A 25,926-nucleotide genomic window follows, 5' to 3' on the forward strand; every position below is an offset into this window, starting at 1 on the left:
AAAGAACCTCAGGCTCATAATTGTCCGATAGTAATATGACCTGAAATGAATAAGATTAATAACAAAAAAGGTCAACTCTATTTAGGGAAGTACATCCATCTTCCATCTTTTGTCTTTTATCTTTTGTCTTTTATCTTTTGTCTTTTTGTCTTATCTATAGTCTATTGTCTAACATCTTTTTTCAGTTTTTTGTCACAAACAGCTACTTTCACACGACTAAGAAATAAAACCAGTTTTTTGGACCCATTCAACGACCTATACCATCAGCACTATCGCCTGCTGTTTAATGTAGCATTTAAAATGTGCGGCAATCGGGATGAAGCTGCCGATGCAGTACAGGAAGTATTTGTGGCGCTGTTTCAAAAGCAGCAGCAGGGTCAAGCGATCAGTTATCCAAAAAGCTGGCTGTACCGCGTAACGCTCAACAAATGCTCTGACAACAGCCGTTACCAAAGTCGCTTCGTAGAAATGGATCGGCTTGCCGAAACGGGTGAAGAAGTGCTTGAAACGGATGATGATAAGAAGGTTCCACTGCGTCTGCAACGCTTCAAACTTGAATAAACTAAAAGCAGCACTATAAATGTTGTCCTTTTATTGTTATAAAAAACTTCCTGTTTCAACTAACAGGAAGTTTTTTTTTGAATAGAATTATTTGATCCGCTGCATTATTACCGCGGTACGAAAATTAGTGTAGTGAATGTAGCGGTCGACCGAATTCCACAAAACAATGGTTTCCTTTGCATAGTTTTTCACTGCATAAGGTCTTATCTGATCGTTGCTGCTGTTTTGGGTCAGTGGTTCAATGTTCCATTCGCTGGCCCCTTTGTTCAGGCTAAACTTTTCGATTTCGAATACCCCGTTCACTTCGCGCGATACATACAGGGTATGTGCCTTGTTGGGATCGATGGTGAGTCCGCCCGAATAATGAGGCTCCCGTTCGCGTCTTCCTTCATGAGTTTCGGGGAACCATTTTCCCGAATTGATCACTGCTCGGTCGTTCCATTTTTCACCATCAAACCAGGCATAGTGGTACAGATGTTCTTCTTCGGTGGGATATCGGGCATAGGCAACAGCAGGCTGACCTTTCTCATCGGCAAACAAATCATACACCCAGGCGCGGTGCCCCGTTTCGCGTGCATCATAAATCAGCGTTGCTTCTTTGGGCTCAAAGGGAAGCTGCTCCATGGTGGCAATGATGCTTCCATCGGCCCGGTGAAAAGCGCCCTCGTAATAACAGGCGTAATACACCGAATTGAAAGGCTCATCGCGCGGGTGCCCATCGGTAAAAACCAGGTGGATTTTACCCAGTCCGTCGCTGTAATATTTCACATAAGGACGTTGACCCCAGCTAAAAGGTTTCGGTGAAACCACCACGCGGCCATCGGCCCAGGTTTTACCGCCGTCGTCGCTCCAGGTCATGTTGGGCTTAAAGCCAATCCAGCGGCCAAACATGTAGATGCGATTGTTTTCATTCTTTAGCACAAAGGGGTTGGCATACGTGTACTTGTCGTCACCAAAACGCTCAAGATCGACAGCCCCATTGGGATTGATGCTAATTGCCTCACTCCAGCCTGCTGTTTCGCTTTCGGCTGAGAGGCGGTTCATGTATAAATCGCGGTTGTGGTGTCTGGTATAGAAAGCCAGTAAGCTTCCATCGCTCAGCTCGGCAAAAGCCGGATTGTTATGGTCATCCACTTCCAGTTTTTCATTCAGCATTGCTTGCTGAAAATTACCGCTTTTCAAATCATATTGAAGTGCTTTCACACTTCCGTCTTCAGTAACAAAACCGGTCACCAGTTCATCGCCTGCCACAATGGCTCTTGGGTCGGAAAACCAGCACCAGGTGCCATCGTTGCTAAGCACAAGCGGTTCGGATGTGTGCTTGCATGCATTGCTTGTAGCTGCAATAACGAGGGTTGAAATTGCCAGCGTTAATTTGAATTTGCTTTTGAGCCTGTGAAACTTCATTGCTTACGTTTTTTATTGATTCAATTCAGAACATAAAGATGTCACACTTTGAAAGTATTCTCTGTCATTTATTGAAAAAATGGTAGCAGAAAACATGCAGTATTTTACCTTCACCCAAAATAAAAACTAAAAGAACACATTGACTATTAACAAGATATTAATATCTTTCGGAACCAACATTAAAATAAATTTTATGGAAAAAAATGTACAGGCACAAGGTCCGTCAGGCGCAATCTATGGTCTCGGACTCATTGGTGCAGCCATTTATTACATTGGAGCAGCCACCAGTTTCTGGCTGGGTGTACTCGGTTTTCTGAAGGCGCTGGTATGGCCCGTATTTATGGTGTATGAACTATTGAAATATGTAGGCGCTTAGCGTTTCATATTCACTTCGAGCACTGCTACTGTTTGTGGCGGAAGCTGAACAGCTGTTTCGCCCTGTCCCTGACCAACATTTTGGTGATAGAGGTGCAGTTGTTGTGCTTCTTCCCACAAACGGCCATCGATCGATGGTTCCCAGCGCCCCAGTGACTCCTGACTAAGTACCTTCATCGACCACTCCATACTGCCAGTTTCGGCGCTTGAGATGCAGGCACGATTGTTTTGTTCTTCATCACGGTAAATTACGTGAATGTAAGTACTTTTTCCGCCCTTTGAAATCACCAGTTGCGGACGACTGATGGGAATGCTGCGCGAGCCCATGCCACCCAAAGGAAAATCCTGTGTGCGTTGCGTCACGGTTGAATGCAACCATTCTCCTTTGTTTTGATAGATCAGGTGAAACTGGGTGCAATTTTCACCCGGGGCTTTGTAATAAGTAGCAATGTAGGCATTGCCCTGCTCGTCGGACGACATGGAAGTTTGATTGATGAGGTTACTGTTTTGGGGGATCTCCCACACCACCTCGGCATTGGCTTGCTTAATTGGAAGCGCATACTGCTGTTCTTTCGAATTCATCCAGGTAAACCCGCCATCGTTCGAAACAGCATAACACATGTCGTGGTTCGAAGCCACATCGGGCGATTCGCGCCACACCCAGCTGACCATGATCCGGTCGCTTTCATCGATGTGCAGCTGCCAGTAAGCGTTGCGTTTGCCTTCTCCATCAATCAGGTTCGTCTGCAATCGTTTCCAATGCCCCGTTACCAGGTCATAACGGTTCAGCACCAGGTTGCCGTTGCCCGAACCTCCGTCACGGTAAGCAAATAATAAGTCGCCATTAGCAAAGCGATAAAATTCGGGATACGAAACTACGTTTTCTTCTGTGCCGATCATGGCTTCCTTTTCACCCATTTCGGTGCCATAGGGTTGCAGCGATTTGCAATAATTAAGCCGGTTGTTGTGATGATCCCAGCTCATGTGCACATAACCATCGCCGTCAATCATGATGCTGATGATGTTGTGAGCGTCGTATACATTGCCTTTGTACTGCGTTGGATGCAGCGTCCAATTGCTACTGTCCAGCTCGCGTTTTGCCAATACCACCCTTCCGGTTGAATCGTAGTAAGCAACCAACTGCTTACCATGGTCCGAAACGATGGAATTCTTTCTGAAGATGGTTGCATTTACACTGGTTTTCGACCATCCCGGCCCTATTTCCGATAGCTGGCTATTAATGGTCAACTGCGAATCGGCACACGAAGCTACTGAGAACAAAACAGCCAGGAGACTGCTCAGTATGATTGATTTTTTCAACAACATGTCAGCATTATTTTTTATTGCGAATTTTTTGATAACGAAGCAGGGCTTCCACAAAATAATAATCGGCATAAGTTAACGGAACATCCACCTCGGAGCCATGGGGCTTGTGCCCTACGCCGTGTTTTAAAATGAAATGATGATTTTCGCCTGCTGCTGCCAGGTAAGCTGGCGAGCAAAGTGTAGTCAATTGTTGTTGGGCCACTTTGAAATAGGTATCCGATTTTTCTGCTTCAACATACTGATACAATTCCAGCAGGGCTGAACAGATAATGGCGCCGGCTGAGGCATCGCGTAAAGCTTCGGGAATATCGGGAGCATCAAAATCCCAGTAAGGAATCTTGTCTTCGGGCAGGCGGGGATGATTCACAATGAAATCAGCAATGACTTCGGCCTGTTTCAGATAGCTTGAATCGCCTGTTTCACGAAACATCATGGTGTAGCCATACAAGCCCCAGGCCTGTCCGCGCGCCCATGCCGACGAATGACTGTAGCCCTGGGCGGTATGCAAGGCATGTGGCTTACCACTGATGGTGTCGTACGAAACGACATGGTACGAGCTTCCATCGGGCCTGAAATGGTATTTCATGGTGGTATTGGCGTGCTGGCGGGCAATTGAACTAAAAAGTGTTTCGTCAAACTTTTTAGCCGACCATTCCAGCAACTCAAGATTCATCATGTTATCGATGATTACAGCATATTGCCATTGTTGGTTCCACCGAGAGGTATCCCATGAACGAATGGCGCCTGTAGTTTGGCTAAAACGGGTTGAAAGTGAGCGGGCTGCATTTTCGATAATGGGAAGATATTCTTCGTTTCCGGTAATCCGGTAGGCATTACCGTAACTGCAAAAGATCATAAAGCCAACATCGTGGTTGTCGGTAGTGTATTGTTGATCGGCTACTCTGCTGCTGTATGCAATGGCTTCATTCATCAATTGTTCGTCGCCAAAATATTCGTACAAATACCATAGCTGTCCGGGAAAAAAACCGCTCACCCACCAGTCAGAACTGCAGGTTTCGAGGGTTCCGTCGGGAGCAATGGTTTTAGGCAGTTGCCCCGGCTGATCGTGCAGGTTTTCAGCCATTGCCATACTTTGTTGACGTGCAAGATCCAGTGCAATATCTACCCGGGCATCTAATGGTTCTTTTCGATGGGTACAAGAAAAGACAATTACGCTAAGTGAAAAAAGCAGCAAGAAACCTTTCATGATGTAATTAATATCAATTTCTTGCCGAAAATAACGATTTCAAATCATTATTCCTTTTTTTTCATCTTTTCAATATCTTCTTTCATTTTATAAACCATCGACGAGAGCTTGTCGATGGTCAAAGGTTCAGGTTCGGGCAGTTCAAAACTCAGGAAGCCAATGGCCTGCCATAGCTCCAGAACGGTGTTGGCCCGAATTGAATAAGGATCGTACACTTCGTTATCTGACTTGAGCAGAAGGGTGCCATCGTTATCGAGCTGATTGAAAACCCTTTTGTATACAATCCCTTCATCGGCGGTAATCACGATGTAGGGTTTCCCATCGCGAATTCCTGAGAAGGATTCAACAAAGCTGCAAAACACATAAGCTCCCGGCGGAACCGGCAACATGCTGTCGCCCTTGATCTGAAATACCCGGTAAGTACTGCCCTGCGAGAGTTCGGCCACAGGAAGTGCAAAATGCGGTAGTTCGGCTACATATTCCGGATCGGCCAGTCCGTTAAGGTAACCTGCCGAAGCTTTTACGGGAACAATCGAAATGCGCTCCTCGTTCTGCGCATTCACCACTGTTGTTAAAATGCGCAAAGGCTTTTGCAATTCATCCGCTTGAGCTTCACTCAGGTTTTTTCCAATCAAATCATCAGCTGTAAGGTTAAAGAGCATCGACAATTGTTGAATGACCAGCAAACGAGGTACGGCCCTGCCCTCTTCATACGCACCAAGCAGTGAACGCTTGATTCCCAGCTTTTCGGACATTTCCTTTTGAGTCAGTCCCAGCTGCCTGCGTAAATAGCGAATATTTTCAGTCAGATAAATCATTTGTTACATATTTTCCCATTGCTTATGCTCGGCACTCTTAAAAATAGCGTCAATTACTTTCATGTTATTCAGCGCATCGCTCAGCGGTGTAGGTACCGGAGTATCGTTAAGCACCGCGGCTGCAAAGGCTTCAGCCTGTAAAGCATACTGGTCAACGGCCTCAAAACTCATGCGCTCTGAACGTTGCGGAGTATTCAGGTAAATCTTGACCGAACGATCGGGCGGTGCATTTACCGGGATTTCAATTTCAATGCGGCCATTGATACCAACAATCTGAATGCGCTGATAAGGCATCAGCTGGGTTGAACAGGTAAAGGTTGAAACCCTTCCTTCGCCAAAATCGAGCATGGCCGAAGTAATCCGGTCGATTTTCATTTCTGGGTCACGATCAATTAGTCCCACTGCGCGAAGCGGCTCGGCCCCGAGAATAAAGCGTGGAAATGAAATGCAGTAACAGCCGATGTCCATCAGCGCACCACCGCCAATGTCGGCCTGATTACGGATATTTTTTGGATCGGGGTTATTATAAGAGAAAAACGACTGTATGGCTTTCACTTCACCCACTGCTCCCTCCTTAATGAGTTCGATGGTTTTTATCCAGTGCGGGTGAAAGCGATACATGAAAGCTTCCATCACCTTTAGTTTTGGAAAATCGGCTGCCCGCTCAAGCAGTTCTTCAGCTTCAGCTGTATTGAGCCCGATGGGCTTTTCGCACAACACATGCTTACCGGCTTCGAGGGCTTTAATGGTATAAGCCACATGCAGGTGATTGGGCAACGGATTGTAGATGATGTCGATATCGGGATCATCCAATAACGCCTCGTAGGTGCCGTAGGCCTTTTCGATGCCTAATGTTGAAGCATGCTCCTGTGCCTTGTCTGCATCACGCGACGCAATGGCAGTTACTTCGCAGTTGTAAGCTTTCTGAATGGCGGGGATCACCTTCTGCGTACCAATTTTGGCAGTACTTAATATTCCCCATCTGCTTTTGTTCATAAGTCCAAACTTAACCATCGTTTTGCTGAGTTGCAACTTTTCTGCTCAAAATTTTAGCAAGCACCTGTTTGCAGCGATACAGGCATAAAAAATCCCGGTCAAACTTTCGCTTGCCGGGATGCTGGTGATCGTCCACCAACTCGTTTGCTTGATTTCATGGGCCAGGTTTTTCAATTAATACCTCCAGTATCGATCATCAACCATCCAGCGCTCGATACGTAACGGAGCTTCTTTTTCAGCCTTCGAGAAACTGATCATCAGGTACACGTTGCCGGCATCGTCGGTGAAAGTGGTCATCCGGTCTTTTCCTTCTACTTCTTTTCCTTCCTTTTCCCACAACTGTTCGTCGGTCATCCATTCTTCGATTTCCAGTTCGGCTTCATCGCTTACTTCTTCTGCTGAAAAATGAACTGCTGCTTCAACTTCCCAAAGATTTTCATTGGTCATCCAGTTTTCAATTTCCAGAGTTTCTTCATTATCGATTCCATTTTCGAAGGTGTATAGCACTTCGGCAGGAACAGCCATATTCATATTTGAAGTGGCAACCGGGTTGATGGCAAAACTTTTTACAGTTACTAAAAAGAACATTGCAAATGCGAGAGTAAAGATTTGAGTTTTCATGACTTTATTTTTTAATGTTTTCTGTTTGAATAAATTGATGACTCAAAGATACGTCACGAACAAGGTACCGGGCAATGCATAATAGTGTGTATGACCTAAGATTGTCGGCGAATGGCAGATATCAGTCTGTCTGTAAAAGGCCCCGAGATCTTTCCGCTTTTACCGGTAAAAACCGCGCTTTGATCAAGGGTTAAAACCGATGTATTTCTACTTTTGTCTCTAAAAGGAAATAAGAAAATGAACACGGACAAGAACAGGCATAAAAAATCCCGGTCAAACTTTCGCTTGCCGGGATGCTGGTGATCGTCCACCAACTCGTTTGCTTGATTTAATGGGCCAGGTTTTTCAATTAATACCTCCAGTAACGATCATCAACCATCCAGCGCTCGATACGTAACGGAGCTTCTTTTTCAGCCTTCGAGAAACCGATCATCAGGTACACGTTGCCGGCATCGTCGGTGAAAGTGGTCATCCGGTCTTTTCCTTCTACTTCTTTTCCTTCCTTTTCCCACAACTGTTCGTCGGTCATCCATTCTTCGATTTCCAGTTCGGCTTCATCGCTTACTTCTTCTGCTGAAAATTCAACTGCTGCTTCAACTTCCCAAAGATTTTCATTGGTCATCCAGTTTTCAATTTCCAGAGTTTCTTCATTATCGATTCCATTTTCGAAGGTGTATAGCACTTCGGCCAGAACAGCCATATTCATATTTGAAGTAGCAACCGGGTTGCTGGCAAAACTTTTTACTGTTACTAAAAAGAACATTGCAAATGCGAGAGTAAAGATTTGAGTTTTCATGACTTTATTTTTTAATGTTTTCTGTTTGAATAAATTGATGACTCAAAGATACGTCACGAACAAGGTACCGGGCAATGCATAATAGTGTGTATGACCTAAGATTGTCGGCGAATGGCAGATATCTGTCTGTCTGTAAAAGGCCCCGTAATCCTTCCGCTTTTACCGGTAAAAACCGCGCTTTGATCAAGGGTTAAAACCGATGTATTTAGCCTGTTGCCTGAGATATAAAACGGAAATGAGGAAAAGTGCAAAAGAAATCCCGGTCAACTTTCGCTGCCGGGACCCTGATGTATGACCATCAGTTGTTGTATTTGTGTTCATGTGCTATGTCGTGTCCTAAAATTGCCAGTAATGGTCATTGTACATCCAGGCCTCAACGCTCAATGGCGTTTCCTTTTCGGCCTTTTCCCATAACTGATTATTTATCATCCATTCTTCGATTTCCAGTTCGGCTTCATCGCTTACTTCTTCTGTTGAAAAATCAACTGCTGCTTCAACTTCCCAAAGATTTTCATTGGTCATCCAGTTTTCAATTTCCAGATTTTCTTCGTTCTCGATTCCATTTTCAACGGTGTATAACACTTCGGCCGGAAGAGTCAAATTCATATTTGAAGTGGCAAGCGGGTTGTTGGCAAAACTTTTTACAGTTACTAAAGAGAATATTGCAAGAGCGAAGGTGAAGATTTGAGTTTTCATGATTTTTATTTTTAAATGTTTTCCGTTTTAACAATTTGATGGCTCAAAGATAGGTCACGAACAAGGTACCGGGCAATGCACAATAGTGCGTATGGCCTGAGATTATCGGTGAACGACCGATTTTCATCTGTTGAAATATTCAATTGATGAGGTGATTATTTTTCGAAGGACGAGATAAAAAAACATCTCCTTCGACAAATAAATTCATATTAATAATTACTTATAAAGAATTAATTCCTAATTTAGCATTCGCTAACTATCTGAACAATTGGAAGAATGACTTAGAAACTCCCTATAACCCGCATACAACAACACATTTAACTAAATCACCACATTATGGCAAACAACAAACTAAAGGAAGCCCTTGAAGGCATGGTCGACAAGCTGAAAAATGCAGCAGTTGATCTCACTACACTCGACGTTGTCACATTAAGCGGCGATGTAAAAAAATTGCTCATTGCTGACAACAATAAAGCAATGAAGGTAATGAAGCCGCTCGACATTGTGAATGGTGCCGAAGGCACACTCGTTATTGAAGCCTTCACCCACATCGATTTTGATCAGGACAAGGTACAGTATTTCAAAACCGACCTGAAGGAAACCGATTTGTCGTACCTGTTGCACCAGGAAGCGGTTGATGCCTCGGTTGAAGCCCGGCAGGCTTTTCTCGATTTTATCGGAGCGCTACTGGACTAAGTAATGACAATTCCCTTCGATACCGATCAGCTTCTTGACACGGAACTGGGAGTATATAATCATGGCCGCTTTGTCGAAACAGCTCAAATGCTGGCCGACCTTGCTTATATTTCCATTTCTGATGAAGAAGGAAAAATTGCAGATCAGCAGGAGCTGACACTGGGTCTTCAGCAATTCAGAACGGAAGCACTCAGGGCCGGATTACTGGAAGCAAAGGACCTGATACGCTCCCCTGCCTATCCAGGCGGATCGGCACACGATGCTGCTGCAAAAGAACTAAGTCTTCTGCAGCAATTAACCGGACTTGACGGTGACTTTATTCTGAAAAAACTGCCCGAAAGCGGGTTCACCGGCATACATTCGCGGGTTTTTCATTACCGGATGAATTTACTGGGCCTTTATTCCCTGCCGGTACAACTCCCGTTTTCTAATGCGGGCCATGCTGCCTGGACCAGCTTAAAAAGCTGGTTTTGTGAACTCGATGACAAACGCCTGCTTTACCTCCTTGGCGATTTCAACGACTTTGTATGGCATATTAAGCAATGCAAAGATTTCAAGGGACAGCTCGTTTATTTTCAGCACGAGTCGAAAGTAATCAATGCCATGCACTACTCAATCAATTCGCTTCCTGCATTTAACCAGCAACTGGCTGCCAATCTCAATGCAGAAGGCTACAGAAACTACAAAAGGAAAGTAAGGGGCAACAAGGTCGACTACCTGTATATTAAGGACCAATGTTTAAGTGAATTAAATCAGTTCATGATCCGGCTACTTCAATTAAACCAATGGATCGCCGGCTATTATCTGGGGAGCATCGACAACGATCTGGGTGACCTGACCTTCGAAAGTTTATTAAACATCGTACAATCGGAAGTTGAAAATGGCAATACCTCATTCAGAAGCCAGGAGCTCATTGGCTATATTGGTGACAATTACTGGGTGGTCAATATTCATTACCTGCTCGACCAGATGGAGCGCCCGGTAAATGACAAAAACAATTATCTGCAATTGTTTGATCAGTATTATTCGCTAACCAGTAAATTTAGCCCATCGGAGAAAGAACAAGTTACCCTGAACATGAATGCCTCGTGGAAAGCCATTAATCAAAGCATGAACGAGAACATGAAAAAAAAGAATGGACCGGTAAGGCGTGTTTATATGGGTGCCAAAAACATGATCCGGTCCATGCTTCGTAATTTTGGGCATTTCTTAAGAAGATTGGCCAGGCAAAATATCGACAAATTGAACGACCTTAAAAACAAGGCAATGAACCTGACCAAGCTCTTGTATAAGGAAATTCGCGAAGGCTACCTGTTATTTAAACAAGGGCTCAGTTTTCTTTTTCATCGTAACATCAGTACCAGTTCTGACAGGGCACTTATCAATACCCATTTCGATTTCGACGGCGATGCCGTGGTCAGCATTCAGGGTAGCCTAAAACAGGAAATCATTGAGGAACACCAAGCGAAGTGTTTTCTTAAAGTACGCGGTTTGAGGCTTGCCATGCGACTTTCAGGCAAGATTATTGCCATCATAATGTCGGCAGCCACCCTTAACTGGCCCTTATTAATTATCAGAATCGGAAGTATATACCGCGATGAGATACTTCGTTCGTTGTTACAAACACAGCATACAGCCGCACTAAACACACTACACTCAACTTCACATCGGTTGTGAATACTTTAATTACTAATGTTCAAATAAATAGGAAATATTTTCATTGAATATCACTATTTCTGAATTCATGACTCGTTTCATATGCATATAAGGCCAAATTAATCTATCTTTGGCTCCCTTTTTTAATGGCTTTATTGGCTGCAAAATGTGTTGTTTACGATGATCAAACCCTACATAGTTTATTACCAACGCCTGTTAAAACTGGCATTCCCACTGGTACTTACCCAGGCCGGGCAAATGATTGTTCATTTGGTCGACAATGCCATGGTGGGCCGTGTTGGAACAACAGAATTGGCGGCAGCATCGTTTGCCAACAGCATTTTCATTATGGTAATGATTTTCGGTATTGGCATTTTTATCGGAATTACCCCGCTGATTGGTCATGCCTCGGGGAGCAAAAACGACACCAGGGTAGCCGGTATTATGAAAAATGCCATGGTACTTTCGATGCTGGTAGTATCGGTATTGGCACTGCTTTCATGGCTGGCAACCTATCTGATGCCCTTGCTCAACCAGCCCGACGAAGTATGGCAAATGGCTGTACCCTATTACCGTGTACTGACCCTTTCACTTATTCCCTTTCTCTTCTTCATGCTCTTTAAACAAATCGGCGAAGGGCTTGGGAACACCATGCTGGCCATGATCGCCACCATCACTTCAAACATTTTAAACATTGTGTTGAATTATGTGCTGATATTCGGAAAATTTGGCTTTCCCGAAATGGGTTTGCTTGGAGCAGGCTATGCAACGCTTATCAGCCGTATTTCGATGCCCCTGCTTATTTTCTTCGGATTTAAATTCAGTAAAGACATCAATCACTTCTTCAAACTACTGCCTTCGGTGAAGACTTCATTGAAAGAGGTGCGTGAATTAATTGTGATTGGCTTACCCATTGCCGGACAAATGATGGTTGAAGTGTCGATTTTTGCCATTGGCGCCATTATGATGGGATGGATGGGCGATGTTCCGCTGGCAGCACACCAAGTGGCCATGGGGCTGGCATCGTTTACCTTTATGATTGCCAACGGTGTAGCCATGGCCAGCACCATTCGCGTTAGCCATCAGTTGGGTAGAAAAGATTTCAAAAGTATGGAAAAAGTAGCCCTTTCGGCAGTACACCTGGTACTGGCCTACATGCTGCTTTGTGGAATTGCCTTCATGGCCCTGCGCTTTCAACTGCCCCGTCTTTTCACACCCGACCCGGCAGTAATTACCCAAGCGGCGGTGTTGTTGGTAATGGCTGCCATTTTTCAGCTCTTCGACGGACTACAGGTTATCTCGTTGGGCATTCTTCGCGGTTTTGCCGATGTGAAAGCTCCCATGTACATTGCTACCTTTTCGTACATTATTATTGGTATTCCGGTGAGTTATCTCAGTGCTTTCACTTTCAATATGGGACCAACAGGCATTTGGCTGGGTTTTGTGGCCGGACTCGCAACAACAGCCATCTTACTGGCACTTCGCATCAGAAAAAAAATCAGAGAAGTTGAAAATCAGCCGCTCAGTTAATTAACGGCCGGCCTGACGGTACAACTCCTGAATAATCCGGAGATGCTTGCGTGCCAGTTCGAGCGACATTTGCAGCGATTCATTTCCACTCAATGCATCGACAAAGTGTTGCGAAAGGGCATCGTTATCGTCGTGCCCTTCCATGTCGATGGTAAATACAGTGCTTTGCGCCTTGCCGGTACCATTTTCGCTGACATCGAAAAATTCGATATCGGCCGATTCCCAGCTGCAGAACGATAGTTTAATTCCTCCGCGGGTACCATAAATACGTGTTTCGTTTTTGGCTTCCATGTTGGCATTGGTGGCCCGTTCCCAGTAATACTTTACGCCATTGCTTAATTCGAGCTGGGCAGCAAAATGCTCTTCAACATCAAATACATCGGTTTCAGGATCTTTTTTATCGAGCCCGTTTTTCATGAACAACAATTTAGAAGAGGTCACTTCGGGTTCATCGTTGAGTAAACCCAGGTGAAACGACAGGTCGTAAACACCCCAGTCGAAGAGCACACCGCCACCAGCAATGCTTCGATTGAGGAACCACTTGGCCGAAGGGTGGTATTCGATTCCCGGCCGCGACTGGCGGGCCACTGCATTGTGATGGATGAAATAAATGTCGCCTAAAGCGCCCGAATTAATTAGCTCTTTTACTTTTGGAAATTTAGGCTGTAAACGGGCATGTCTGGCCGAACAGTCACTGATTAGCAGTTCGGGATGCGACAACGAAAGCTCAATCATGTCGTCGAGTTCGTGTGCATGAATGGCTGCCGGTTTTTCGAGCAGCACATGCTTTCCGGCCTTAACGGCAGCCTTAAACATTTCGTAATGCATGGCCGGAGGAGTGCATAGCACTACTGCTTCAACTGCCTTGTCGTCGAGTACTTCCTGGTAATTGACCGTCCCGTTGGGTATGCCATACTTTTCCTGAATGGCTTTCAGTCCTGCTTCATTTTTGCGCGCCACCCAGCTGACATTCACTTTTCCTGTTTTCTGTAAACCGGCAATGTGTTTTTCGGCAATCATGCCCGCTCCGATTATTCCAAAATTAATCATGATTCTTCTTTTACTTCCTCAGTTTAAATAAAACACTACAAGCTACTAACAGCTACATCATTCTTCTGCCGACAAGTTATATACTCCTTTTAGCAGTACATCACGAAGGTTTGGGGTCAGTATTTCGGTCAGGTCAATGTTTTCATATCCGGTTTCCACTTTTACCTTTCTGAAGAAAAGTTGTTCTCCTTCTTCATGATCACTAAGCAACAGAAATTTTCCTTCGTCGCCCGAAATCACAGCACCCGAAGGTACAACCATGGCATCGTGTTCGCCTGTATGGATGATGGCTTCGACATAACTGCCGCTAAATGGCCTAAAACCGGGTTGATCGACAAGTGAAGCAACACAAGTGATCGACTTTGAATCACTGTCGATCGACTGCCCTATAAAGCTTAAGCTTGCTTCGAATTGCTGTTCTTCCTGTCCCGGAGTATAAAAAGTTACGCGCTGACCAGGTTTTAGCTGCTGAACTCCTGCCTCAAACACATTCAGTTTTAACTGAAGCTGCTTCGGATCGACCAGCACAAGTGCAGTTTGCGTTGATTCAAGAAACTGGCCAACAACGACATGAATGCTGCTAACAGTACCCCCGATTGGTGCACGAACAGGCACAGCTGAAACAATTTTCCCGTCGACTACATTCTCAGGATCGATGTGAATCAGCTGAAGCTTTTTCTCCAGTGCCTTATATTCTGCTTCTGTGAGGCGATAAGTACTTTGAGCTCTTTGCAATTCTTTTTCTGAAATGATGTTCTCATTGGCCAGTTTTTGAAGTCGTTCGAATTCTTTTTTTGCCAGTTCAAATTCCGCTATACTCTTTACATATTGCATTTGCAGGTCAATCAACTCAGTTCCTTCAAGTTCGAAGAGCAAACTTCCCTTTGGAACAAATTCTCCCTGTACCACTTTCAGGTTCTTCACCCTTCCGGGGTACACCACATTGATTTGTACTTCGCCCCCGGGTGCCGGTTGTAAATAGCCATTGGCCTGAATATTTTTCGAAAAGCGATAGGGCTGCGGAACCCCGATTTCCATCCCGGCTTCCTGAAACTGCGCCCGGCTTACAACAATCAGTTCTTCGTCGGCTACACTATTGTCTGATTCGGGTTGTGAACTTTGACATGACAACATGGTCACGAAAAGTATCATCAGTAGGCTACTATTTATTTTCATCCTTTATAATTTTGAAAATTTCTAATCAATGTTTTTCAAAGCGTTAAGTAATTGTATTCCAATACCACCCGATTGTAATTGTCGAGATGATCGAGATAGTCGATTTCAATTTCCACGGCCTTGTTAATGCTTTGTATGAAATTGAAATAATCGATGGCCCCTGCACTAAAGCTTTTCTCAGCTGCTTCAATTAACAAAGCGGCAAGTTTCAATCCTTCATTTTCATAGTACATTAGGGCTTCGTTGTGCTTTTCCATTTCAAGTTGTAAGGCATTGGCCTTTGAACGATAACGAAGCTGGTAATCGAGTTTCAACTGATTGGCTGCGTCGCTTGCATAACGGGCCGCTTCAATTTTTGCTTTCTGTGCTCCAAAGAAAAGCGGAACACCCAGTCCTACCTGGAACCCTTCGTAACGAAGCGCGTTTTCATAACGATTGCTTCCGTTGAAATATCCGATATTCAAATCGGGAAGCAAACTGTGCTTTTCTACTTTTACCTGATCATTCATTCTTTGAACCGTTCGCTCATACATCAGGTATCCCGGTTCATGTTCAAGATCGGTCATATTGGGAAGAAGTTTAATCAACTCCTTCTTTTTAATCTGATATTCCACCGAATCCTGGATAAGTGCATTCAGGCTGCGGTAAGCAATGGCAATATCGGCATCGAGCTGTTTTATTTTTATCCCGAAGGTGCTCAGTTGCGTTTTCATATTCAGCATTTCAAGTTGACTGATATTTCCCAGATCGAAACTTTTTTCAGCGGCTGAATTGAAATGCCGGTAAAGGCTGTCAATGTGTTCCCAACTTTGTTTCTTATTCAGTAAATACTGAAGATGGTAGTAATGCTTTGACAGCTCCAGGCTTACTTTTCGTTGCTGCCGGTAATAGTCTTGCTGAGCCACTGCCATATTTTTACCCAGCACTTTTTTGCGGGCTCCATACACTGTGGGAAATTCAAACGACTGTTCAAGCCCAATTACTCCCAACGGATAGCCATTTTCTGCAACATTGTTCTCATCGTATTCATAATAAACCGCTGTTTTCGCCGGGTCGAAGGCCGTTCCACGCATGGCTTCCTGTTCATTCAGCGCCAGTTGAGCAGCTTTGAGCTGTGCATTGTTCTCGCAGGCTATTTTTATCGCCTCAGCAAGATCGATTGTTGGCTGTTGCGCTGTACTAAAAACGGGCAAAACAAACAGCAGCAGAATAAGTGGTAAGGTCTTCTTTCGAACCAGTCGGAGCGGGCGAAAACGAATTCCGGATACGTCGTCAAAAATGGAATAAAGCAAGGGCAATGCGATCATGGTTAACATGGTTGAAGTGATTAATCCGCCAATGACCACGGTTGCCAATGGCCGCTGAACTTCGGCTCCGGCTGAGGTGGAAATGGCCATCGGTAAAAAGCCCATGGCAGCTGCCGAAGCAGTTAGCAATACCGGTCTGAGGCGCTCACGGGTTCCTCTCATAATGCGTTCCCGCATGTCGTAAATTCCTTCGGACTTCAATTCCTTCAGGTGTTCAATCAGCACAATTCCATTGAGTACTGCAATCCCGAACAAGGCAATAAACCCCACTCCGGCCGAGATACTGAATGGCATTCCCCTGATCCACAAAAGGAAAACTCCACCCACCATCGAAAGCGGAACTGCCGTGAATACCATGGCTGCCTCGCGTATCGACTGAAAGGCAAAATGCAGAAATATAAAAATCAACAACATGGCAATGGGTACGGCCAGTTGAAGCCGCTTGCTTGCATTGCGCAAATTCTCGAATTGCCCGCCATATTCGATATGGTAACCGGGAGGCAATTCAAGATCTTTGTTAAGTATTGCTTCAATATCACTCACAACCGACTCAAGGTCACGGTTTCGCACATTCACGCTCACCACCACCCGGCGGTAGGTATCATCGCGCGAAATTTTAGCCGGTCCGGTGGTATAGTCGATATCGGCCAGTTCGCTCAGCGGAACACTTGCTCCTCCGGCCACCGGCACATACAAATTCCGGATATGACTAATGTCGTTGCGAAATTCCTGTTGAAAACGAAGCACCATGTCGAAACGTTTTTCGCCCTCGAAAATACTTCCGGCCATTTCGCCTCCAAAGGCCATTGAAACATAGCGGTTCAGTGTTTCGATATCTACCCCGTAATAAGCCAGCTTTTGCCGCTTGTAGCGCACGCTCATCTGAGGCAACCCGGCTGTTTTCTCCATTACCACATCGGCTGCCCCCGGAACATCATCGATCAGTCTTTTGATTTCGATGGCCTTCTCATTCAAGAGTTCCAGATCTTCACCAAACACCTTGATGGCCAGATCGGCGCGCACCCCGGTAATCAGTTCGTTAAATCGCATTTCAATGGGCTGGGTGAATTCATATTCAATGCCCGGAATTACCGAAAGTTTTTCCTTAAACCGATTGGCCAGTTCCTCCTTGGTTTTGGCCGAAGTCCATTCTTTTTTGGGATTCAACTTGATGATCATATCAATTTCTTCCATCGACATGGGATCGGTAGGCACTTCGGCAGCCCCGATACGACTCACAATCTGTTCCACTTCGGGAAATTCCTCAATAAGAATTTGTTCCATACGGGTAGTAGTTTCGATGGTAGCCGAAAGCGAAGTGCCGGTTTTCAATACCGGTTGAATTACAAAGTCACCTTCGTCGAGGGTAGGTACAAACTCTCCTCCCATCCTGGCAAATACAATTCCGGTAACAATCAGCGATGCCAGAGCCAGCGAAAGAACAAAGCGCTTATGACGGTACGACCATTCAATTACCGGCTGATACGAACGATAAATCCATTTCATGATCCACCTGGTAATCCTGAACGTCTTTTCTTCGGGAACCGGTCTTAAAAATAAGCTTGAAGCCACCGGCAACCAGGTGAGTCCGAAAAACATGGCTCCCAGCAAAGCAAAGCTGAACGAAAGGGCCATGGGGCGGAACATCTTTCCTTCAACATCGGTAAGCGATAAAATGGGAATGAAAACTATGAGGATGATGAGCTGACCAAAAATGGCTGAGTTCATCATGCGGGATGCACCATTGAAAGTGATTTTATCCATCAGCTTACGCTTTCCCGACCCGCTGGCCTGCCCCAGTTCGGTCTGGTTCACGGTAAGTCGCACTGCAATGAATTCGACAATGATCACCGCTCCGTCGATGATGATACCAAAGTCGAGTGCACCCAGGCTCATCAGGTTGGCATCGATACCAAAGATGTACATCATCGAAATAGTAAACAATAGTGAAAGCGGAATGAGCGACGCAATGACCAGCCCCGACCTGAAATTGCCAAGCAGGAGTACAACGATAAAGAAAACGATCAAACAGCCAAAGAGGAGGTTCTCAAAAACGGTAAATGAGGTTTTGCCAATCAACTCACTGCGTTCAACTATCGGATTGATAAAAACGCCTTCGGGCAGGTTTTTTTGGATTTCTGCGACCCGTTGCTTTACTTCTTTGATCACCTTGTTCGAGTTGGCATCCTTCAGCATCATGATCTGCCCCATCACCTTTTCACCTTCGCCATTGGCAGTAATTGCGCCAAAACGGTTGGCACTGCCGAACTGCACAGTGGCCACATCCTTAATCAGCAAGGGAACCCCTCCATCATTCTTTATTACCATGGAACGAAGGTCGTCGAGATCGACTGCCAGCCCGTCGCCACGAATGAAATAACTTTGGTTTTCCTTTTCGATATAGGCGCCACCTGCCACGCTGTTGTTTCGCGACAGCGCTTCAAATACCTCGTCGAGCGTGAGATTATAGGCTTTCAACTTACCCGGATTCACAGCCACCTCGTATTGTTTCAGGTGCCCGCCCCAGGTGTTGACCTCAACCACACCAGGTATGCCCGACAACTGACGCTTTACAAGCCAGTCCTGCATGGTACGAAGCTCCATGTTCGAATAGTGGTTTTCGTAACCTGGTTTTACATCGAGAATGTACTGGTAGATTTCACCGAGTCCGGTGGTAATCGGCCCCATTTCGGGAGTTCCAAAACCTTCGGGAATGTTTTGTGCTGCACTTTTTATTTTTTCAGCAATGAGCTGGCGGGGCAGGTAGGTTCCCATGTTGTCGTCGAACACAATGGTTACTACCGAAAGGCCAAATTTTGATATCGACCTGATTTCCTTTACACCCGGCAGGTTCGACATTTCGAGCTCAACCGGATAGGTAATAAACTGTTCCACATCCTGCGTTGCCAGGCTCGTACTCGTGGTGATCACCTGAACCTGATTGTTGGTAATATCGGGTACAGCACCCAAGGGAATCTGGGTAAGCGCATAAATTCCAAATCCGGCAATCGAAAGGGTTAATAATAGAACGATCAGTTTATTGCGGATACTAAAATCAATGATTTTATTCAGCATGACAAGGTTGATTTGAGTTTTTGTTCAATTTAAGAAAACATGCTCAGAATTCAATGTTATTTTTCATTGAATCTACACAATGCATATTATGCTAAGCAACAACAAAACAAATCCGCGAATTGATCAAACCGATTTTGGGAAAAATGAATATTTAACAAAAAAGAAATATGCTAAACTTTCTTTTAACTCTATGTACAGCTGTAAAATAATCCTACCACTTTCTCATGTAACGGAAACCCAGATAAGGATTGCCCTCGTATTCCCTGAGAAAATTGCGATTGTTCACGCGACAGAAAGTGGCATCGCTGCTCCAGCTGCCTCCCCGGTTTACTCTTACCGGTGGCCCGGTCATACAAATGGGATCGCTGCTATCGTTGTTTTGTTTGTAGAATTCCTTGTTGTATCGGTCATAGCACCACTCCCACACATTTCCGGTCATGTCATAAATTCCCAGTTCGTTAGGGATTTTACGACCACCCACCCACACCTGACCGCGCGAGTTATCGACCAACCAGCCAACATCACCAGCATGACTACTTCCGGCATAGCGGTATACATATTCAAAGTCTTTTTTGTTTCCGCCGGAATAATATTTTCGGGCATAAACGCCTCCGCGCGCAGCATACTCCCATTCGGCTTCGGATGGTAAACGACTTCCGGTAATATGGCAAAACATCTGGGCTCCGTTCCAGGTTACATTCACAACAGGATGCTCTTCATATCCTCCGTATGAAAAAAACTTACCACTTTGTTCATTCCTCCTGATGCGGGTTAATGGATGATCAAGATTGATCACCTTTGTGCCATCAATATAGCCCAGGCTATCGCATTCCATATCATTTAAAAAGAAACAGAAAAGACTGTTGGTCACTTCGTACTTGCTCATTAAAAATGAAGAAATTCGAAGTTGTGTTTCCGGGCGTTCATCTTCATCGAAGATGTTACTGCCCATTTTAAAAGTACCTCCCTGAACCCTCACCATCTCAATGAAAACATCCACGTCTTCGGGGTAGAAAATCTTAAAACGCACTTCTTCATCGATGTACATTGTGTCCTTGAAATTAACGATTTCAGTATACTCTTTTGATAACGAATCGAGCGGTAGCTGAGGTACTATTTTCGTCGAATCGAATATTTCAACATAAACCGTATCGAACAGCAACAACAAAGTTGAATCGAGGTAAAGAGCCGGCATTTCGTAAATAAATGGAATCGAATCGCCTGTTCTCCAGGGTGCTTCGTTATTCATTGCATACAAAATGGAATCGGCATCGAGCAGGTCGCGCGTCGTATCGGCCAGCACTTCTTCGAAGGTAAGAAAAGCTTTATCAGCAGCTTGCAACGGCGCCTTAATGTCTGTTAAACTGTCCATTCGTCCCGAATCGGAAAACTGATCGGTCTGCAAAAGCCGGTGCTGTGGTTCCTGCTCATCCGATACATCAACAAGCGTATCAACAGGGGCCTGAATATTGTTTGTCGAACTGTCGGGTGCTTCACCCCACAATGCTTTCAGCGAATCGGGAATTACCGGAAACAACAGGTCAATCAGCTTAATATTATACAGATATTCCCGGGCCACCAAAAAGGTATCGTAGCTTGGAGGCTTTTCATTGATCAAGTCCAGGGGGACATTGAGTTCTCCAAATTCCAGTTCAAAATCCTCATCAAAAAACAAGGTATCTACAAAAGGAACCACTGTTTCACGCAAATTCGACCGGATCAAGACGGTTGTATCGAGCCTGGCAACCTTCGAAGAAGGCGTTTTTACATATTCATTCCTGGTGTGATCGAACACAGGTTGATAATAATTGGCCTGACGCTGTTCAGTGCTTTTGCATCCGGCAAATACAAACAGAAGCAGCATCATTATTACAAACTTTGGCTTACTCATCGTTATGATGTTTGGTATGGCGCATTTTTCAAATTTAAATGAATGTGCATCGAAACAAAAACCTGCTGCCATCTTTTTACCAACATTATTTTACAAGATCTGCACCTGCCCTGGTTTTTAAGCACTGAAAACGCTTATTTCAAACTATTTATCATCCTATAAGCAAACGCGTCGAGGCTGAAAATGGTATTTATCCGATCTTTTTTATCTTTGACGCTTCAATGTTTAGAGGAAAGAATATGAACACACTCCCATCGATTGAAGGAAAAACAATAGTTGAAGCGATAGCCTTTTTATGCCGTGAATATCCCGGTAAAGTAGTTTTTACCACCAGCTTTGGCTATGAAGACCAGGTAATAACCGACATTATCTGCAGCAATCAGCTTCCCGTTGAAATTGTGACACTCGACACCGGCCGTTTATTTGAAGAAACCTACAAGGTATTTAATCGCACCATCGAAAAATATGGTGTTTCGATAAAAACCTACCATCCCGATGGCGAAGAGGTGGGTCAGTTGCTTGAGCAAAAAGGACCTTTCAGCTTTTATGAGTCGGTTGAAAACCGCAAGGAATGCTGTTTCATACGCAAAGTGAAGCCGCTTCAGAAGGCCCTCAGCGATCAAAAAGTATGGATTACCGGCCTCAGGGCAGAACAAAGTGCCAACCGGGAAACCCTCGATGCCCTTCAGTGGGACAAAGGTTTCGAACTCATTAAATACAATCCGCTGCACAACTGGACCTTGGAAGAGGTAAAACAACACATTAAAAGCAACAATGTACCTTACAACGTGTTGCACGATCGTGGCTTTGTAAGCATTGGTTGCGCTCCCTGTACACGCGCCATTCAGCCCGGAGATGATTTCCGTGCCGGCCGCTGGTGGTGGGAAAACAATTCAAAGAAAGAATGTGGCCTGCACACCCAGGGAGGTGAAGAGTAAGGCACAATGCATAAACATCATCGTTCAAAAAAGAAAATCGTTAGCACCACCCCGCGTTAACGATTTTTTTTTGTTTTTACTGAAGGTATACATTGAACCCCTGGTTCACCTTTGTTTCAACCAGCATCGCTACAATCGTCATTAGCCCGCTTCTGATCATTTCATGGTACAAGCAACCATTTTCATCAAATATCATCTGTAATATTATATTCGTATAGAATCAAACACTATTTTTACCTTCAACAGCAAAATAAAAAACATGAATACCATCCGCTACCTTCTGATCCTGATGTTATTATTGATTTTTCAGCAGGTTTTTCCCCAACGTTACACCATCAGCGGCTACATAAGCGATGAGCAAAGCAGCGAGCGCCTGATCAATGCCAACATTTATGAAAAGACCAGTCTGGCCGGAACTACAGCCAATAACTATGGTTTCTACAGCATAACCCTGCCCAAAGGAGAAGTGACCCTGGTTGCCTCATTCATTGGCTATGGGGCAAAGGAATTCAAACTTACACTTGAAAGCAATATTCAGCTTGACATTCAGCTTAAGAGCACTGCCGGCGAAATTGAAGAAGTGACGGTAGTTGGCCGTCAAATCAACAAGGTAGAAGACACCCAGATGAGCATGGTAGAGCTGTCGACACAAAAATTGCAAAAAATACCTGTTATGTTTGGTGAGGCCGATGTACTCAAAGTAATTCAGCTATTACCCGGAGTACAATCGGGCACCGAAGGAACCAGTGGCATTTATGTCAGAGGCGGAGGTCCCGACCAAAACCTCTTTTTGCTCGACGGCGTTCCGGTGTACAATGCCAGTCACCTGCTGGGCTTTTTTTCTGTTTTCAACCCCGATGCCATCAAAACGGTGAAGCTTTACAAAGGAGGCTTTCCTGCACGCTTTGGCGGACGCCTTTCATCGGTCGTCGATATTACGATGAAAGATGGTAACATGAAAAAACTAAGCGGTAACTTCTCAATCGGGATCATTTCTTCCAAACTGTCACTCGAAGGCCCCCTAATCAAGGACAAAACTTCGTTCATGGTTTCGGCACGCCGTACCTACCTCGATTTGCTTTCGAAACCCCTCTTTCTATATTTCAACACGGTTTACGATGAGAAAGCCCGGGGAGGAGCCTTTTTTCACGATTATAACCTGAAAGTGAATCACATTTTTAACGACCGAAGCCGCCTTTATCTGAGCGGCTACTTTGGAAAAGACAAGGGCTTTGCCGGATCGACCTACGAAAGCAACTACCTTAACAGCGAAAACCAGCCCCGCCACATGGAGTACAAGGATGAGTTTGCGCTTGGCTGGGGCAACACCATTGCATCGGCCCGTTGGAATTACCTGCTTACGCCTCAACTTTTCAGCAATACCACCGTGACCTACAGCCGCTACATTTTTGATGTTGGCTCGGAATTCATCTCCCGCGATCTGATTGAAAAAACCAAAGCCCAGGATGTTTTCAGGTATTATTCGGGCATTGAAGATATTGCTGCAAAAATCGACTTCGACTACTTCCCTGCTCCGGCCCATGCCATTAAATTCGGAAGCAGTTACATTCATCATCATTTCACACCCGGTGCAACCCGCCTGAAATTTGAATCGACTGACATCGATGACGAAATGTATGCTTTGGATACCCTGCTGGGCAACCGGGACATTTATGCCCACGAACTTGCCAGCTATATTGAAGACGACATCACCGTCAACAGTCGGCTGAAAATCAATGCCGGTTTATATCTTTCACTTTTCATGGTGGACGATGCCACTTATCTGCGACCACAACCGCGCTTGTCGGTGAGGTACAAGGGAGGCGATAACTGGGCTCTGAAAACATCCTATTCGCGCATGGCCCAGCATGTACACCTCCTCACCACTGCCGGAATCAGCATGCCAACTGATCTCTGGCTGCCAGTAACCGAAAAGTTTGAACCTCCTATCTCCGATCAGGTGGCACTCGGAACAGCCATTAATTTTCCTAAAGGCATTAACCTTACCCTCGAAGGCTTTTACAAAACCATGAATAATTTAATTGAATACAAGGAAGGTGCGTCCTTTATGGGTTCGGCAACCAACTGGGAAAGTAAGGTGGAAAAAGGACGAGGCTGGGCTTATGGCGCCGAAGTGATGCTAGAGAAAACCATTGGCAAAACGACCGGCTGGATTGGCTATACCTGGTCGAAAACCGAAAGGCTTTTCGAAGAGCTCAATTTTGGCGAACCCTTTCCGGCCAAATACGACCGACGTCACGACATCAGCATTGCCTTTACCCACCAGTTCTCCGATCGTTTCGACATTGGCGGCACATGGGTTTACGGAACCGGTAATGCAGTAACCCTGGCCGTTATGGAATATCCTTCAGCACCCATTCCACATTCAGGATATAACTACTGGTACAGCAACAGCATCAAAGAATACGACGGGCGGAATAATTACCGCATGCCTGCCTATCACCGAATGGATTTGGGCATGAACTTTCACAAGGAAAAGAAAAACGGAATCCGCACCTGGAGCATCTCGGTTTACAATGCCTACAACCATCAGAATCCTTTCATGCTGTTGTGGCAGACCAACGGTGGAGACTATATTTACAACCCGACCACCGGTGAATACATCCAGGAAAGCGAACCCGAAACAGTGTTGACGCAGTTCAGCCTTTTTCCGCTAATTCCTTCATTATCCTATTCCTTTAAATTTTAAACCTGCAGAGATGAAACAAAATATTATTTTACTGCTCATCTTACTAAGTATATTGAGTGCCTGTCGAAAAGAAATCGATTTCGACAAGAAACTGATTGAGCCCAAAATGGTCGTTAACGGGTTCATTACCAACGACAGTCTGATAACACTTACGGTTGCAGCAAGTAAGCCCATCCCCGGTATCGAACGTCCTTTTACCTGGATCAACGACGCAAAGGTTGAACTGTATGTCGATGGTATCCTGAGTGAAACACTAAAAGCCAGAACCATTGAAATGACCGATCCCAACGAAAATCAATGGTACGACGATATGGGTTTACCAACTGTTGAATACCAAAGTGAAACTACCCGGGGTGAGATTGGTAAAACATACAAGGTGCTGGTATCACACCCCGATTATGAAACCGTTTGGGGAGAAACGAGCATTCCAACACCCGTAACACCTGAGCATATTGAATATGAACTTTCGAACGAGACACAGGATGAGTATTACATTGAAAGCAGGGTCGTATTTCAACTTACCCTCAACGACCCGGCAAACATCGATAATTACTACCGGCTTGCAATGAGACATAAAACAGGACAGCGAATGGTTGAATACAATTACGAAACAGATGATTCCACCGAATACATTTATGTTGAATATTCAAGCTCATCATACATCCAAAGCGAAGACCCCATTCTCAGTCCCGATGAAGATGCCAACGATTTTCTTTTTGGCAGTCCGTCGAACCGATACAACCTGTTTACTGACGAACTGATTGATGGTAAAAAGTACCAGCTCGATTTTTACCTTCCGTTTTATTGGACCTACATCTATGAAGAAGATGAAAGCAATGACGAAGGCGAATTTTATCAGGTCAGTTTATACTTCCAGACACTGACCCGTGAAGCCTATCTGTACATGAAATCGAGCTATGAACATTACTGGTACGATGAGGATTTCTTTGCCGAGCCGGTTCAGACTTATTCAAACATTGTTAACGGAGCCGGAATTTTTGCCGGCTATACCAGCCAGCTTACAACTGTTCAGGAAGGTGAATACCCGATCGAGGGCATGGAATACCGGGAATATGGTTATTAGAGAAATAGCG

Annotated in this window: 20 protein-coding genes; 8 read left to right on the forward strand and 12 right to left on the reverse strand. The window is 44.9% G+C overall.

Features of this window, described 5'->3' with window-relative positions:
* Nucleotides 1–45 precede the first annotated feature (45 nt).
* On the forward strand, nt 46–561 hold the full coding sequence (locus tag FHS86_RS13250) for an RNA polymerase sigma factor (protein ID WP_429414438.1): 516 nt from the start codon (nt 46–48) through the stop codon (nt 559–561).
* Nucleotides 562–648: 87 nt separating this feature from the next.
* On the opposite strand, the gene FHS86_RS13255 is transcribed toward FHS86_RS13250, so the two are convergent.
* On the reverse strand, nt 649–1,968 hold the full coding sequence (locus FHS86_RS13255) for a BNR-4 repeat-containing protein (protein ID WP_429414441.1): 1,320 nt from the start codon (nt 1,966–1,968) through the stop codon (nt 649–651).
* Between the two features lie 193 nt (nt 1,969–2,161).
* On the opposite strand from FHS86_RS13255, the gene FHS86_RS13260 reads away from it, so the two are divergent.
* On the forward strand, nt 2,162–2,344 hold the full coding sequence (locus tag FHS86_RS13260) for a hypothetical protein (protein ID WP_429414443.1): 183 nt from the start codon (nt 2,162–2,164) through the stop codon (nt 2,342–2,344).
* Here the strand turns inward: FHS86_RS13260 and FHS86_RS13265 are convergent.
* The 7 genes from FHS86_RS13265 to FHS86_RS13295 form a co-directional block, all read right to left on the reverse strand.
* Nucleotides 2,341–3,669, reverse strand: coding sequence for a BNR repeat-containing protein (locus FHS86_RS13265; RefSeq protein ID WP_429414445.1), 1,329 nt, complete (start codon nt 3,667–3,669; stop codon nt 2,341–2,343). The two genes, FHS86_RS13260 and FHS86_RS13265, sit on opposite strands and share 4 nt — an antisense overlap.
* A gap of 7 nt (nt 3,670–3,676) precedes the next feature.
* The gene (locus FHS86_RS13270) at nt 3,677–4,876 is read right to left on the reverse strand and encodes a glycoside hydrolase family 88 protein (protein WP_429414448.1); all 1,200 of its coding nucleotides are present in this window, start codon (nt 4,874–4,876) and stop codon (nt 3,677–3,679) included.
* Nucleotides 4,877–4,923: 47 nt separating this feature from the next.
* Nucleotides 4,924–5,694: an XRE family transcriptional regulator gene (locus FHS86_RS13275; protein WP_429414451.1), complete on the reverse strand. Its 771-nt coding sequence runs from the start codon at nt 5,692–5,694 to the stop codon at nt 4,924–4,926.
* Between the two features lie 3 nt (nt 5,695–5,697).
* Complete coding sequence (locus tag FHS86_RS13280; protein ID WP_429414453.1) at nt 5,698–6,690, reverse strand: Gfo/Idh/MocA family protein; 993 nt, start codon at nt 6,688–6,690, stop codon at nt 5,698–5,700.
* A 174-nt stretch (nt 6,691–6,864) separates the two neighbouring features.
* Nucleotides 6,865–7,311, reverse strand: coding sequence for a hypothetical protein (locus tag FHS86_RS13285; protein ID WP_429414456.1), 447 nt, complete (start codon nt 7,309–7,311; stop codon nt 6,865–6,867).
* Nucleotides 7,312–7,660: 349 nt separating this feature from the next.
* On the reverse strand, nt 7,661–8,107 hold the full coding sequence (locus FHS86_RS13290; RefSeq protein ID WP_429414458.1) for a hypothetical protein: 447 nt from the start codon (nt 8,105–8,107) through the stop codon (nt 7,661–7,663).
* Between the two features lie 336 nt (nt 8,108–8,443).
* A complete protein-coding gene (locus FHS86_RS13295) occupies nt 8,444–8,803 on the reverse strand; it encodes a hypothetical protein (RefSeq protein ID WP_429414460.1) in 360 nt (119 codons plus the stop codon).
* Nucleotides 8,804–9,139: 336 nt separating this feature from the next.
* Here FHS86_RS13295 and FHS86_RS13300 point away from each other — a divergent pair, with 336 nt between their 5' ends.
* From FHS86_RS13300 to FHS86_RS13310, 3 genes are all read left to right on the forward strand, one after another.
* On the forward strand, nt 9,140–9,499 hold the full coding sequence (locus FHS86_RS13300) for a hypothetical protein (protein WP_429414463.1): 360 nt from the start codon (nt 9,140–9,142) through the stop codon (nt 9,497–9,499).
* Between the two features lie 3 nt (nt 9,500–9,502).
* Nucleotides 9,503–11,176: a hypothetical protein gene (locus tag FHS86_RS13305; protein WP_429414466.1), complete on the forward strand. Its 1,674-nt coding sequence runs from the start codon at nt 9,503–9,505 to the stop codon at nt 11,174–11,176.
* Nucleotides 11,177–11,335: 159 nt separating this feature from the next.
* Nucleotides 11,336–12,685, forward strand: a complete 1,350-nt coding sequence (locus tag FHS86_RS13310; RefSeq protein ID WP_429414469.1) for an MATE family efflux transporter — start codon at nt 11,336–11,338, stop codon at nt 12,683–12,685.
* On the opposite strand, the gene FHS86_RS13315 is transcribed toward FHS86_RS13310, so the two are convergent.
* The 4 genes from FHS86_RS13315 to FHS86_RS13330 form a co-directional block, all read right to left on the reverse strand.
* A complete protein-coding gene (locus FHS86_RS13315) occupies nt 12,686–13,735 on the reverse strand; it encodes a Gfo/Idh/MocA family protein (protein ID WP_429414472.1) in 1,050 nt (349 codons plus the stop codon).
* A 57-nt stretch (nt 13,736–13,792) separates the two neighbouring features.
* Complete coding sequence (locus FHS86_RS13320; RefSeq protein ID WP_429414475.1) at nt 13,793–14,911, reverse strand: efflux RND transporter periplasmic adaptor subunit; 1,119 nt, start codon at nt 14,909–14,911, stop codon at nt 13,793–13,795.
* 35 nt (nt 14,912–14,946) lie between these two features.
* The gene (locus tag FHS86_RS13325; RefSeq protein ID WP_429414478.1) at nt 14,947–19,293 is read right to left on the reverse strand and encodes a CusA/CzcA family heavy metal efflux RND transporter; all 4,347 of its coding nucleotides are present in this window, start codon (nt 19,291–19,293) and stop codon (nt 14,947–14,949) included.
* 211 nt (nt 19,294–19,504) lie between these two features.
* Complete coding sequence (locus FHS86_RS13330) at nt 19,505–21,184, reverse strand: formylglycine-generating enzyme family protein (RefSeq protein WP_429414480.1); 1,680 nt, start codon at nt 21,182–21,184, stop codon at nt 19,505–19,507.
* A 239-nt stretch (nt 21,185–21,423) separates the two neighbouring features.
* Here FHS86_RS13330 and FHS86_RS13335 point away from each other — a divergent pair, with 239 nt between their 5' ends.
* The 3 genes from FHS86_RS13335 to FHS86_RS13345 all read left to right on the forward strand — a co-directional run bounded on the left by FHS86_RS13335 (nt 21,424) and on the right by FHS86_RS13345 (nt 25,916).
* Nucleotides 21,424–22,122, forward strand: coding sequence for a phosphoadenylyl-sulfate reductase (locus FHS86_RS13335; protein WP_429414482.1), 699 nt, complete (start codon nt 21,424–21,426; stop codon nt 22,120–22,122).
* 259 nt (nt 22,123–22,381) lie between these two features.
* Complete coding sequence (locus FHS86_RS13340; RefSeq protein ID WP_429414485.1) at nt 22,382–24,832, forward strand: TonB-dependent receptor; 2,451 nt, start codon at nt 22,382–22,384, stop codon at nt 24,830–24,832.
* 10 nt (nt 24,833–24,842) lie between these two features.
* On the forward strand, nt 24,843–25,916 hold the full coding sequence (locus FHS86_RS13345) for a DUF4249 domain-containing protein (RefSeq protein WP_429414488.1): 1,074 nt from the start codon (nt 24,843–24,845) through the stop codon (nt 25,914–25,916).
* The last annotated feature ends 10 nt before the right edge of the window (nt 25,917–25,926 follow it).

It is taken from the genome of Roseimarinus sediminis, from assembly GCF_050433125.1.
In the GTDB taxonomy this organism is placed as follows: Bacteria; Bacteroidota; Bacteroidia; order Bacteroidales; family Prolixibacteraceae; genus Roseimarinus; species Roseimarinus sediminis.